This is a genomic window from Allobosea sp., assembly GCF_035944895.1.
Taxonomy (GTDB): domain Bacteria; phylum Pseudomonadota; class Alphaproteobacteria; order Rhizobiales; family Beijerinckiaceae; genus Allobosea.
The window spans coordinates 567,177-579,504 of record NZ_DASZAT010000012.1; the positions used below are offsets into that span (position 1 = coordinate 567,177).

Annotated in this window: 11 protein-coding genes; 9 read left to right on the forward strand and 2 right to left on the reverse strand. The window is 68.2% G+C overall.

Going from position 1 to position 12,328, the window contains the following annotated elements; all coding sequences use genetic code 11:
* Positions 1-133: 133 nt before the first annotated feature.
* A complete protein-coding gene (locus tag VGV58_RS24865) occupies positions 134-865 on the reverse strand; it encodes a LuxR family transcriptional regulator (RefSeq protein WP_326876731.1) in 732 nt (243 codons plus the stop codon).
* Positions 866-1,011: 146 nt separating this feature from the next.
* Between VGV58_RS24865 and VGV58_RS24870 the strand changes: the two genes are divergently transcribed.
* The 3 genes from VGV58_RS24870 to trmB all read left to right on the forward strand — a co-directional run bounded on the left by VGV58_RS24870 (position 1,012) and on the right by trmB (position 3,565).
* Positions 1,012-1,425, forward strand: coding sequence for a helix-turn-helix domain-containing protein (locus tag VGV58_RS24870; RefSeq protein WP_326876732.1), 414 nt, complete (start codon positions 1,012-1,014; stop codon positions 1,423-1,425).
* Between the two features lie 159 nt (positions 1,426-1,584).
* Complete coding sequence (gene metK, locus VGV58_RS24875) at positions 1,585-2,790, forward strand: methionine adenosyltransferase (protein WP_326876733.1); 1,206 nt, start codon at positions 1,585-1,587, stop codon at positions 2,788-2,790.
* An 82-nt stretch (positions 2,791-2,872) separates the two neighbouring features.
* Positions 2,873-3,565, forward strand: coding sequence for a tRNA (guanine(46)-N(7))-methyltransferase TrmB (gene trmB / locus VGV58_RS24880; RefSeq protein WP_326876734.1), 693 nt, complete (start codon positions 2,873-2,875; stop codon positions 3,563-3,565).
* On the opposite strand, the gene VGV58_RS24885 is transcribed toward trmB, so the two are convergent.
* Positions 3,513-4,628 carry a DUF2336 domain-containing protein gene (locus VGV58_RS24885; protein WP_326876735.1) on the reverse strand — a complete coding sequence of 372 codons (1,116 nt, stop codon included), beginning with the start codon at positions 4,626-4,628 and terminating at the stop codon, positions 3,513-3,515. The genes trmB and VGV58_RS24885 overlap by 53 nt on opposite strands.
* Before the next feature lie 245 nt (positions 4,629-4,873).
* On the opposite strand from VGV58_RS24885, the gene rimP reads away from it, so the two are divergent.
* The 6 genes from rimP (at position 4,874) to truB (ending at position 12,209) form a co-directional block, all read left to right on the forward strand.
* Complete coding sequence (rimP, locus tag VGV58_RS24890; RefSeq protein WP_326876736.1) at positions 4,874-5,584, forward strand: ribosome maturation factor RimP; 711 nt, start codon at positions 4,874-4,876, stop codon at positions 5,582-5,584.
* Between the two features lie 5 nt (positions 5,585-5,589).
* Positions 5,590-7,185: a transcription termination factor NusA gene (gene nusA / locus VGV58_RS24895; RefSeq protein ID WP_326876737.1), complete on the forward strand. Its 1,596-nt coding sequence runs from the start codon at positions 5,590-5,592 to the stop codon at positions 7,183-7,185.
* 16 nt (positions 7,186-7,201) lie between these two features.
* Entirely contained in the window at positions 7,202-7,891 is a 690-nt protein-coding gene (locus VGV58_RS24900) for an RNA-binding protein (protein ID WP_326876738.1), read from the forward strand.
* Positions 7,888-10,728 (forward strand): translation initiation factor IF-2, encoded by a 2,841-nt coding sequence (infB, locus tag VGV58_RS24905; RefSeq protein WP_326876739.1) that lies wholly within the window; start codon positions 7,888-7,890, stop codon positions 10,726-10,728. Before VGV58_RS24900 ends, infB begins: the two co-directional genes overlap by 4 nt.
* A 100-nt stretch (positions 10,729-10,828) precedes the next feature.
* Positions 10,829-11,281 carry a 30S ribosome-binding factor RbfA gene (gene rbfA, locus VGV58_RS24910; protein WP_326876740.1) on the forward strand — a complete coding sequence of 151 codons (453 nt, stop codon included), beginning with the start codon at positions 10,829-10,831 and terminating at the stop codon, positions 11,279-11,281.
* A complete protein-coding gene (truB, locus tag VGV58_RS24915; RefSeq protein WP_326876741.1) occupies positions 11,265-12,209 on the forward strand; it encodes a tRNA pseudouridine(55) synthase TruB in 945 nt (314 codons plus the stop codon). The genes rbfA and truB overlap by 17 nt, the downstream gene beginning before the upstream one ends.
* Positions 12,210-12,328: the final 119 nt, after the last annotated feature.

Below are 12,328 nucleotides of genomic sequence, written 5' to 3' on the forward strand. Positions count from 1 at the left end.
TCCCTAGAGGGACGCAAGCTGGCTCCATTCAGGTTTCACGGGTATTCCGGAATTCCGGAAGATGCGGGCGAATCCGACCGGATTCGAACGGTTGTTCCTACCGCAAAAGTAGTCCCGCCGCTACGGAACACGCCTAGATGCTGATCTCGCCGCGGCGATAGGCCTCGATCACCGTGCGCGTGCGGCCCCTGACACCGAGCTTGCGGGCGGCGTTCTCGAAATGGGCCTCCGCCGTGCCGGCGGAAACGCCGAGACGCTCCGCCACGCCTTCAGTCGTCTTGCCGATCGCGAACCAGGTCAGGACTTCGCGCTCGCGCACCGTCAGGACGTGCTCGCGGCGCGCCGGCCGCAGGCAATCGGCCGCCTTGCCATGCGCGTAGATCGACATCAGGTGAATGGCCGAACGGGCCTGGCGCGACAGGTCCGGCCGATCGCCGGCCATGGTGACCACCGCCTGAAAGCCCGCCTCGCCATGGATCGGCACGCAGAAGCCCTCGATCATGTTGAAGTCGCGAGCCCGGTGCATCACCTCGCGCTGGCGCGGCAGCGCCGCGCCCTCCTGGTAGACGTCGTTCCAGGCGAACGGGTCGATCGTCGTCTTGCAATGCGCCGCGATCGGGTCCCAGTCCGAGAACGACTTCTCCAGATAGAGCTCGAACCAGCCCGGCGGCCAGCCATTGAGGAGAACGAGCGGGTCGATCCGGTCGCCGATTTCCGGCAGGCCCGTGATGAGGAAGGCGTGGAAGCCATAGCTGGCGAGCTTGTCGCGCAAAGCGGCGACAACCATCGTCGGATCGGCGAGGGTGCTCAGCCGATCGATGAAGTCGAGCGCGTCTCGTCCCGCGTTGAAATGTCGTCCCGACATGTCCCGTCTTTTTCCGACCTTAGCAGCTTCAACCCAGAACGGCCAAGAATCAACGCATACCAATGCATACCGACTCGTGGCTTTGCGGAGCTGGCGGTAGACGCGCGGCCGGAAGTGCGGTTGAGTGGCCCCGAGGTGAACGGCACATGCTGAAGAAACTTCCGAATCCGATCGACCGCCATGTCGGCAGCCGGGTACGCATGCAGCGCATGCTGGCCGGAATCAGCCAGGAAAAGCTGGGCGAGGCGCTGGGGCTGACCTTTCAGCAGGTGCAGAAATACGAGAAGGGCACCAATAGAATCAGTGCCAGCCGCCTGCAGCAGATCGCCAAGATGCTGGGCGTACCCGTCGCCTTCTTCTTCGAGGGCGCCCCGACCGGCGACGTGGCCGCCGGCGGTTTCGCCGACGCAGCGGCAACGACCTATGTCGCCGACTTCCTCTCCACCAGCGAGGGCGTACAATTGTCCAAGGCGTTCGTACGCATCAAGAACCCGCGTGTACGCCGACGCGTCATCGACCTGGTCGAGGCCCTGGCGGACGAATCCGGAGAAACAACCTGATTCCACGTCCTGTTCGTTCGACTTAACGAACAAAATATCTATCAAAAGAATTTCCTGCCTTGACGGCGGACCTTTCCGCTGCAAAAGACGCTGCGCATTTTTCATCCGTGCGCAGGTCCCCACCGGCGCCGCCCCGCAGCCTGGGAAGGATCCCCGACCGTGTCCCGCCAGAACTACCTCTTCACCAGCGAGTCCGTTTCCGAAGGCCACCCGGACAAGGTCTGCGACCGGATCTCGGACGAGATCGTCGATCTGTTCTTCAAGGAAGCGATCAAGGCGGGCCATGACCCGGCGCAGGTGCGCGTCGCCGCCGAGACGCTGGCGACCACCAACCGCATCGTCGTCGCCGGCGAGGTCCGCACCCATCTCGACGAGAAGCAGATCAAGTCGAAGGTGAAGTCGGCGGCGCGCAAGGCGGTCCGCGCGATCGGCTACGAGCAGGACGGCTTCCACTGGAAGAAGGCCAAGATCGACGTGCTGCTGCACCCGCAGTCGGCCGACATCGCCCAGGGCGTCGACGAAGGCAGCAACAAGGATGTCGGCGCCGGCGACCAGGGCATCATGTTCGGCTACGCCTGCCGCGAGACGCCGGAGCTGATGGCCGCGCCGATCTACTACGCCCACAAGATCCTCGAGGTCCTCGCCAAGGCCCGTCACGCCGGCGAAGGCCCGGCCGCCAAGCTCGGCCCCGACGCCAAGAGCCAGGTCACGGTCAAGTACGAGAACGGCAAGCCGGTCGGCGTCACCCAGATCGTGCTCTCGACCCAGCATCTCGACGAGAAGCTCACCTCGGCCGATGTCCGCAAGATCGTCGAGCCCTATATCCGTGAGACCCTGCCCGATGGCTGGATCTCGAAGGACACCGTCTGGCACGTCAACCCGACCGGCAAGTTCGTGATCGGCGGCCCCGATGGCGACGCCGGCCTGACCGGCCGCAAGATCATCGTCGACACCTATGGTGGCGCGGCGCCCCATGGCGGCGGCGCCTTCTCGGGCAAGGACCCGACCAAGGTCGACCGTTCGGCCGCCTATGCGGCGCGCTATCTCGCCAAGAACGTCGTCGCCGCCAAGCTGGCCGACCGTTGCACGATCCAGCTTTCCTACGCCATCGGCGTCGCCAAGCCGCTGTCGATCTATGTCGACCTGCACGGCACCGGCAAGATCGACGAGGCCAAGCTCGAGGGCGTGCTCGGCGAGGTGATGGACCTGACACCGCGCGGCATCCGCACGCATCTGGGCCTCAACAAGCCGATCTACGCCAAGTCGGCGGCCTATGGCCATTTCGGCCGCAAGGCCGGCCGCGACGGCAGCTTCTCCTGGGAGAAGACCGATCTGGTCGATGCGCTGAAGAAGGCCGTCGCCTGATCCAGGCCGCCCGCGCGGACATCGAGGCCGGGGCGACGCCCCGGCCTTTTTCTTTTCGGCCGTCCGCCGTAAAGGCATCCCCATGACAGAGCAGCACGATCCAGACCGGGCCTTCTTCGGCCGCCGCAAGGGCAAGGGCCTGCGCCAGGGCCAGGCCGAGCGCATCGCCGAGACCTTGCCGGCGCTTCGCCTGCCGGAAGGGCAGATCCAGGATCTGAAGGCGCTCTTTCCGATCCCCGTCGAAGCCGTCAGGCTCGAGATCGGCTTCGGCGGCGGCGAGCATCTGCTGGCGCGCATGCGCGAGAGCCCGCAGATCGGCTTCATCGGCGTCGAGCCCTTCATCAACGGCATGGCCAAGTTCCTGGCCGTGATCGAGCAGGAAGGCCTGCGCAACATCCGGCTTTGGGACGGCGATGCCGCGCTGCTTCTGCCGCAGTTCCCCGAGGGGAGCATCGATGCGGCCGACCTGCTCTATCCGGACCCATGGCCGAAACGCCGCCAGCGCAAGCGCCGCTTCGTCTCGGAGCGGACGCTCTCCCTGCTCGCCAGGGTGCTGCGGCCGGGCGGGCGCTTCCGCTTCGCCAGCGACATCGACGACTATGTCGGCTGGACGCTGGCGCGGCTCGCCGCCTCGCCCGATTTCGACTGGATCGACGAGAGCGCGGACGAGTGGCGCCAGCCCTATCCCGGCTGGGTCCGCACGCGCTACGAGGCCAAGGCGATCAAGGCCGGGCGAGTGCCGAGCTATCTGACTGCGCACCGTCGCGCATCCTGAGGAAGCCGAGCACGCGCTGCGCCGTCACCGGCGTCAGGTTGCGGAAGCTCTGCTTGGCCCGCTCCAGCACCGGGGCGGACTTGCCGTCGCCCTTGCGCAGACCGATCAGCGCCCTGGTCGTCTCCCAGGACCAGCCCATGCCGCGCGCCACCAGGAGCACGGCATCGCGATCGGGACCGAAGACGATCTGCTCGGTCGCCGGCAACGTCAGGCGGGCGAGGGTGGCGACCCCGCAGATCGCATGCTCGACCGCGCCGGAGGTGGCGTATTGGGCGACCACGGATTCGTCGAGCTTGCCGGCCTCGTCCAAGGCCTTGACGTCCGCCAGCGCCTTGCCGAACCGGCCGAGCTCGTCGCCGATGGCCGTCTGGGCCGAGACCGCTTCGGCGCCGCGCTCGACCGCGCCGGCGACGGCACCCATCAGGGACGGCTCCAGCGAGGCTTCGAGCCGGCGGCGGGCCGAGCTCTTGGCCGCCGCCATCAACTGCTCGGCGAGATCGGCCGGGATGTCGGCGCGGGTGCCCAGCGTCGCCTGCAGGGCGTCGTCCTGGGCCGCGCGCATGACGAGCACGCCCATACCGTGGCGGGAGAAGCGGGCGCTCTGGTTGGCGGCGACGGCATGGGTCACGACGCGCCCGCCGCGCAGAATCAGGAAATCGGTGACCGGCTCGCCAAGGTCCGGACGCTCGGTGATGGCGAGCATGTGATCGCGGCCCTTGGCGGCGGCGATGGCGACGAGATCATGGTCGCTGAGACGGGGCGAGGCGACGAGGACCGGCCGCGCCACCGCGATCTCGTCGAGCGCGAGCTGGCGCACGACGCCGCTCGGCGCATTGGGGACGGGAGCGAGCCGCTCGGCCAGTTCGATGCGTGCCCTCATCTCGATCGCGCGGGCCAGGCGGCCGATCACCACGTCGAAGACGCCGACCTGATCCTCGCCCATCTCGTTGGCCGTGGCCAGGAAGAGGTCGGTCAGGCGCGACAGGATGACGGCGCGCTCGTCGGTCGAGCCGCGTGCCATCGTCGTCTCGAGATCGCGCAGCAACGCGCCGACAGGACTCATCACGCAACCTCACCACTCAACCATCCCCCGATCCTAGCAATGAAGAATGACCAGCGGGTTAGCGGCATCGTCGAAATCGAGGACAGGCTTGCAAGATCGCCGAAACGGGACTAGATAGCGGCCAACAGCTCTGGTTTCGGTGTAAGCCGGCGATCAAGAGCGGGCCCACCGGCCCGCTCTTTTTTATTGGCCGAACCGCCCCTGAGTCTTTTTTGGAGCCGGCGGGAGACGGGCGAGCCATACGGATGGTCGAGCAGAACAGCCAGGACCGGGAAGAGCGGCAAGAGGCGCGCATCGTCGTGGAGAGCGGCGTGGCCGCGCGCGTCGCGGCAATCGTCGAGCCGGCGATCATGGATCTCGGCTACCGGCTGGTGCGCGTGCGCGTCACCAGCCAGAACGGTTGCACCGTCCAGATCATGGCCGAGCGCCCGGACGGCACCATGACCGTCGAGGGTTGCGAGGCCGTGAGCCAGGCGGCATCGCCGGCGCTGGACGTCGACGATCCCGTTCAGACGGCCTATCATCTGGAAGTATCGTCGCCGGGCATCGACCGGCCGCTGGTCAGGCCGAGCGATTTCGAGCGCTGGGCCGGGCACCTGACCAAGATCGAGACCAGCGAGCCCTTCGCCGGGCGCAAGCGCTTCCGCGGTATCCTGCGGGGCGCCAGCGGAACCGACGCCCTGCTGAGCCGCGACGACGCCAAGACCGACGAGGAGCGCGATGTCGCGATCCCGATGCGCCTGATCGCCGAGGCGCGGCTGGTGCTGACCGACGCACTGGTCACCGAATCGCTCCGGCGCGGCAAATCTGGCCTGGCGCCGGAAATGCCGCCCGCCGACGAGATCGCCCAGCCCGTACCCGGGCGCGGAAAGTCGCTCGGCCCCCGTGACCCCAAGGCCCGCAAGCCGGGCAAGGGCGCCAAGGGGCCGGTGAAGAACACACAGGAAGAGGAGTGAGCGCCATGGCCGTCAGCGCCAACCGGCTCGAGCTGTTGCAGATCGCCGACGCCGTCGCCCGCGAGAAGTCGATCGACCGGCAGATCGTGATCGACGCGATGCAGGACGCGATCGCCAAGGCGGCGCGCTCGCGCTACGGCGCCGAGACTGACGTGCACGCCGAGATCAACACCAAGTCGGGCGAGCTGCGCCTGGCGCGCCATCTCCAGGTCGTCGACCTCGTCGAGAACGGCGCCGTCGAGATCACCGTCGACGAGGCCAAGCGTCACAACCCGGCCGCCCAGGTCGGCGACGTGATCGCCGATCCGCTGCCGCCCTTCGATTTCGGCCGCATCGCCGCGCAGTCGGCCAAGCAGGTCATCGTGCAGAAGGTGCGCGAAGCCGAACGCGACCGGCAGTATGACGAGTACAAGGATCGTATCGGCGAGATCGTCAACGGCGCGGTCAAGCGCGTCGAATACGGCAATGTCTTCGTCGATCTCGGCCGTGGCGAGGCGATCATCCGCCGCGACGAGATGATCCCGCGCGAGACCTTCAAGGTCGGCGACCGCGCCCGCGCCTATGTCTACGACGTGCGCCGCGAGCCGCGTGGACCGCAGATCTTCCTGTCGCGCACCCATCCGCAGTTCATGGCCAAGCTGTTCGGCCAGGAAGTGCCGGAGATCTATGACGGGATCGTCGAGGTGAAGGCCGTCGCCCGCGATCCGGGCTCCCGCGCCAAGATCGCGGTGATCTCGCGCGATTCCTCGATCGATCCGGTCGGCGCCTGCGTCGGCATGCGCGGCTCGCGCGTGCAGGCCGTGGTCGGCGAGCTCCAGGGCGAGAAGATCGACATCATCCCGTGGTCGCCCGATGTCGCGACCTTCGTCGTCAACGCGCTGCAGCCGGCGGAAGTCGCCAAGGTCGTGCTGGACGAGGAAGCCGACAAGATCGAGGTCGTGGTGCCGGACGAGCAGCTCTCGCTCGCGATCGGCCGCCGCGGCCAGAATGTCCGCCTGGCGTCGCAGCTCACCGGCTGGGACATCGACATCCTGACTGAAGCCGAAGAGTCCGAGCGCCGCCAGAAGGAGTTCGTGCAGCGCACCGAGCTGTTCATGAACGCCCTCAATGTCGACGAGACCGTCGGCCAGCTGCTCGCCTCGGAAGGCTTCCGCTCGGTCGAGGAAGTCGCCTATGTCGAGCCGAGCGAATTGTCCTCGATCGAGGGCTTCGACGAAGACACCGCCGCCGAGATCCAGAACCGCGCCCAGGAATATCTGGCCACGATCGAGGCCGAGCTCGACGAGAAGCGCAAGGCGCTGGGCGTCGAGGACGAGCTGCGCGAGGTCGAGGGCGTCACCACCGCGATGATGGTCGCGCTCGGCGAGAACGACGTGAAGAGCGTCGAGGATCTCGCCGGCTGCGCCACCGACGACCTGGTCGGCTGGACCGAGCGCAAGGATGGCGAGACCACCCGCCACTCCGGCTATCTCGACGGTTTCGACCTGTCGCGGCAGGACGCCGAGGCGATCGTGATGGCCGCCCGCATCAAGGCCGGCTGGATCGAGGCGCCGGAGCCGGAAGCCGAGGCGGAGGCCGAGACCGAGGAGTCGCAGGCCTGAGCCGGGACAGCGCGAGATGAACCGGCGCGCCGAACGCGAGGGCCCGGAACGGACCTGCGTGGTGACGCGCCAGGGCCGGGCGCCGGAAGACCTGATCCGCTTCGTGGTCGGCCCCGGCGAGGTCTTGGTGCCGGACATCAGGCGCAAGCTGCCGGGACGCGGCGTCTGGGTCTCGCTCAGCGCCGCCGCGGTCCGCGAAGCGGTGAAGCGACGCGCGTTCGAGCGCTCGCTGAAGACGAAAGTCACGGTTTCGCCCGAGCTGGCGGCCGAGGTCGACGCGCTGCTGGTCCGGGACGCGATCCAGGCGCTGGCGATGGCGAACAAGGCGGGGCTGGTCTCGACCGGCTTCGCCAAGGTCGAGGCCCAGGCGGAAGCAGGGCGTCCCGCCGCGGTGATCGCCGCGAGCGACGGCGCCGAGGACGGAAAGCGTAAGATCGGCCAGGCGCTGCGGCGTGCGTCGGTGCCGAAAGAGATACCGGTCGTGGCGATTTTCGCCGCGGCTGAACTGGAACTGGCGCTGGGGCGTGAGCATGTGATACATGCAGCGCTTGCTCCGGGTCCGGCGACTGAGGGTTTCCTCGCGCGCTGGCGTCGGCTCATCCGTTTTCGGATGAACGATGCTGGCGAAACGGCGTTCATCGACCCGGCAGAATCCGACGTACGCGACCAGACGAAGACCGAACCGGCAGGACCGACAGCGGAATGAGTGATACCAAGACCCCCGGCGACAAGACCTTGAGCGTAACGCCTCCGAAGACGTTGTCGCTGAAGCGTCCTGTCGAGCAGAGCACGGTTCGGCAGAGCTTCTCGCATGGGCGCACGAAGCAGGTCGTCGTCGAGGTCAAGCGCCGCGTCAGCGGCCACGAACCCGTGGCAGCGCCGGTTGTCCGTGCCCCGCAGCCGCAGCAGCAGGCTCCGACGCCGCCGCGGCCACAGGCTCCGCAGCCCGCGCCGCAGGCCAGCCGCCCGGCCGGCAGCATGCTGCTGCGCACGCTCTCGGACGATGAGAAGGATGCGCGTCAGCGCGCCCTCTCCGATGCTCGCGCCACCGAGGCGGAGGCCCGCGCCCGCGCCGAAGAGGAAGCGCGCCAGCGCGCCGCCCGCGAGCAGCGTGAACGCGCCGAGCGCGAGGCCGCCCAGGCCCGCCAGCGCGAGGAAGAAGATCGCCGCCGTCAGGAAGACGAGCACAAGCGCCGGGCCGAGAGCGCGGCCCGCCAGCGCATGAGCGAGGAGGCCGCCCCGCCGCGGCCCGCACCGCCGCGTGACGCTGCACCTTCGGCTGCTCCCTCAGCTCCGCCCTACGCCCAGGCGCCGCGCCCTGCTCCGTCCGGCCCCCGGGAGACGCGTGAATTCGGTGGGCCGCGCCCGCCGGCGCGCGATGTCGGCGCCCGCCCGCCGCGCCTGGATTTCCGGCCGCCGCGTTCGGATTCGCCGCGCCCGCCGCGTCCCGATGCCAATGCGACCGCCGAGCCGCTCGTCGCCCGGCCCGCGCGCCAGGCGCCCTCTGCGGCAGGCGCACCCCGCAGCCGTCCCGATGACGGCGAGGCGCGTCCCGCCTTCCGCCGTCCCGGTGGCAGCCCCGGCGGCGCACCCCGCGGCGCCCCGGCTCCGGCTCCGAAGACCCCGAAGGTCGGCGAGAAGCCGCGCGGCCGCCTGACGCTGTCGACCGCCACAGGCGGGGACGACGAGCGGACCCGCTCGCTCGCCTCGTTCCGGCGGCGCGTGCAGCGCATGACCGGCCATCGTGCCTCGGACGCGCAGAAAGAGCGCGTGATGCGCGAGGTGATCATCCCGGAGACGATCACCATCCAGGAACTCGCGAACCGCATGACGGAGCGCGGCGTCGACGTCATCCGCCTGCTGATGAAGCAGGGCGCGATGCACAAGATCACCGACGTGATCGACGCCGACACCGCTCAGCTCGTGGCCGAGGAAATGGGCCACACCGTCAAGCGCGTCGCCGAATCCGACGTCGAGGAAGGCCTGTTCGACACGCCGGACACCGACGAGACCTTGGTCTCGCGGCCGCCGGTCGTGACCATCATGGGCCATGTCGACCACGGCAAGACCTCGCTGCTCGACGCGATCCGCAAGACCCATGTCGTCTCCGGCGAAGCCGGCGGCATCACCCAGCATATCGGCGCCTATCAGGTGACGACGCCGGCCGGTGCCAAGGTGACCTTCATCGACACGCCCGGCCACGCCGCCTTCACGGCGATGCGTGCCCGCGGCGCCAAGGTCACGGACGTGGTCGTGCTGGTGGTCGCCGCCGATGACGGCGTGATGCCGCAGACGGTCGAGGCCATCAACCACGCCAAGGCGGCCAAGGTGCCGCTGATCGTGGCGATCAACAAGATCGACAAGTCGGACGCCAATCCGGACCGGGTCCGCTCGGAGCTGCTGCAATACGAGATCCAGGTCGAGTCGCTCGGCGGCGAGACGCTGGAGATCGAGGTCTCGGCCAAGACCGGCCAGGGGCTCGACACGCTGCTCGAAGCAATTGCGCTGCAGGCCGAGGTGCTCGACCTCAAGGCCAACCCCGATCGCGCCGCCGAAGGCACGGTGATCGAGGCCAAGCTCGATCGCGGCCGCGGCCCGGTTGCGACCGTACTGGTCCAGCGCGGCACCCTGCGCACCGGCGACATCGTCGTCGCCGGCGCCGAATGGGGCCGCGTCCGCGCGCTGATCTCCGACACCGGCGCCCAGATCAAGGAAGCGGCGCCGTCGCTTCCGGTCGAGGTGCTCGGCTTCAACGGCACGCCGGAAGCCGGCGATCGCGTCGCGGTCGTCGAGTCGGAAGCCCGTGCCCGCGAGATCACCGACTACCGCGAGCGCCAGAAGCGCGATCGCCTCGCCGCCCGCGGCGCCGGCTCGGGTGCCGGCCGCTCGCTCGCCGAGATGATGCGCGAGCTCAAGGAAGGCGCCGGCCGCAAGGAGTTCCCGCTCGTCGTCAAGGGCGACGTGCAGGGCTCGGTGGAAGCCATCGTCGGCTCGCTGGAGAAGGTCGGCAATGACGAGGTCCGTGCCCGCGTGCTCTCGTCCGGCGTCGGCGCGATCACCGAATCCGACGTCACGCTGGCCCAGGCCTCGGGCGCGGTGGTGATCGGCTTCAACGTCCGCGCCCACAAGGAAGCGCGCGAGGCGGCCGAACGGGCCGGCGTCGAAATCCGCTACTACAGCATCATCTACAACCTGATGGATGATGTGAAGGATGCGATGTCGGGCCTGCTGGCGCCGACCCTGCGCGAGACCATGCTCGGCAACGCGCAGATCCTCGAGATCTTCAACGTCTCGAAGGTCGGCAAGATCGCCGGCTGCCGCGTCACCGACGGCACGATCGAACGCGGCGCCAATGTCCGCCTGATCCGCGACGGCGTCGTGGTTCACGAGGGCAAGCTCGCCCAGCTCAAGCGCTTCAAGGACGACGCCAAGGAAGTGGTCGCCGGCCAGGAGTGCGGCATGTCCTTCGAGAACTACCAGGATATGCGCGCTGGCGATGTGATCGAATGCTTCCGCGTCGAGGAGATCAAGCGCAGCCTCTGATCGGCCCGCTTGTTCCCGGAAACCTAGAGATGGCCGGGCTTTCGCCCGGCCATGACGTTTCAAACCCGTCCGTCCGGTCCGATCCCGGAGAACGAGAACCATGGCGAAGAAACCCAATTCACAGGGCTCAGGGCCCTCGCAGCGGCAATTGCGCGTCGGCGAACTGATCCGGCATGCGCTGGCCGAGATGCTGGCGCGCGGCGACATCCATGACGATGTGCTGGCGAAGCATGTCATCACCGTGCCGGAGGTCCGGCTCTCGCCCGATCTCAAGCTCGCAACCTGCTACATCATGCCCCTCGGCGGCCAGGACATCGCAGCCGTGCTGAAGGCACTCGACGGGCACAAGCGCCATATCCGCGGCGAGATCGCCCATAAGGTGAACCTGAAATACGCGCCGGACCTCCGCTTCCGCCAGGACGAGAGCTTCGACGAGGCGGCGCGGATCGACGCCCTGCTCGATTCCGACGCCGTCCGCCGCGACACCGACCGCAAGCCGCTGCGGATCGACCAGGACTTTGATCAGCAAGACAAGCATGATGACGACGACTGACGAGAACCGCCCGGCAGAGGCGGAAAGCGGGCGGCCGCCGCGCCCGAAGAAGCGCGACGTGCATGGCTGGGTCGTGCTCGACAAGCCGGTCGGCATGACCTCGACCCATGCGGTCGCCGTGGTGAAGCGCGCCTATGCGGCGAAGAAGGCCGGCCACGCCGGCACGCTCGATCCGCTCGCCTCGGGCCTCCTGCCGATTGCGCTGGGCGAAGCGACCAAGACCGTTCCGTTCGTGATGGACGGCCGCAAGGCCTATGAGTTCACCGTCGCCTGGGGCTCGCAGACCGATACCGACGATACCGAGGGCAAGGTCGTCGCGACCTCCGAGCTCAGGCCGGACGAGCCGGCGATCGCAGCCTTGCTGCCGCGCTTCACCGGCACGATCCAGCAGGTGCCGCCGAAGTTCTCGGCGATCAAGATCGCCGGCGAGCGCGCCTATGACCTCGCCCGCGACGGCGAGGAGGTGACGCTGGAGGCGCGCCCGGTCGAGATCACCGCGCTGCGCATCGTCAACCATGACGGCCCGACCACCACCTTCGAGGCCGAATGCGGCAAGGGCACCTATGTCCGCGCCATCGCCAGGGATCTCGGCCTGGCGCTCGGCTGCCTCGGCCATGTCGCGCATCTGCGCCGCACCCGCGTTGGACCGTTTGCGGTCGCGGATGCCGCGACCGTGGAGGCACTGCGCGAAGGCGAGGGTGCCGCCGAGGCGCTGCTGCCTGTCTCAGCGGCGTTGACGCTGATCCCGGAGATCGTGGTGCATCGCGACGCCGCGCTCCGGCTGAAGCGCGGCCAGAGCGTGCTGCTGCGCGGCCGCGACGCCCCCCTGGAAGCTGATGCCGTCTATGCCGTGAGCGGCGGCGTGCTGATCGCGACCGGCTCGATCGCGCAGGGCGAGTTCGTCCCACATCGCGTGTTCAACCTGTAGAAGAGTGCTCTGCAGAGCACACGCATGTCGCGGCCCATTTTGTACTGAATGGAACGAGCTCTTCGCAAAACAGGGCCTTTTGGGTCGATATTTCGCCCTTTTAAAACGAAATTTACCAG

Excerpts from the sequence above, each read along its gene's own strand:
- VGV58_RS24865 (WP_326876731.1), bottom strand. The coding sequence starts at position 865 with ATGTCGGGACGACATTTCAACGCGGGACGAGACGCGCTCGACTTCATC.
- infB (WP_326876739.1), top strand. The coding sequence starts at position 7,888 with ATGAGTGATACCAAGACCCCCGGCGACAAGACCTTGAGCGTAACGCCT.
- rimP (WP_326876736.1), top strand. The coding sequence starts at position 4,874 with ATGGTCGAGCAGAACAGCCAGGACCGGGAAGAGCGGCAAGAGGCGCGC.
- VGV58_RS24885 (WP_326876735.1), bottom strand. The coding sequence starts at position 4,628 with ATGAGTCCTGTCGGCGCGTTGCTGCGCGATCTCGAGACGACGATGGCA.
- VGV58_RS24900 (WP_326876738.1), top strand. The coding sequence starts at position 7,202 with ATGAACCGGCGCGCCGAACGCGAGGGCCCGGAACGGACCTGCGTGGTG.
- trmB (WP_326876734.1), top strand. The coding sequence starts at position 2,873 with ATGACAGAGCAGCACGATCCAGACCGGGCCTTCTTCGGCCGCCGCAAG.
- truB (WP_326876741.1), top strand. The coding sequence starts at position 11,265 with ATGATGACGACGACTGACGAGAACCGCCCGGCAGAGGCGGAAAGCGGG.
- rbfA (WP_326876740.1), top strand. The coding sequence starts at position 10,829 with ATGGCGAAGAAACCCAATTCACAGGGCTCAGGGCCCTCGCAGCGGCAA.
- VGV58_RS24870 (WP_326876732.1), top strand. The coding sequence starts at position 1,012 with ATGCTGAAGAAACTTCCGAATCCGATCGACCGCCATGTCGGCAGCCGG.
- nusA (WP_326876737.1), top strand. The coding sequence starts at position 5,590 with ATGGCCGTCAGCGCCAACCGGCTCGAGCTGTTGCAGATCGCCGACGCC.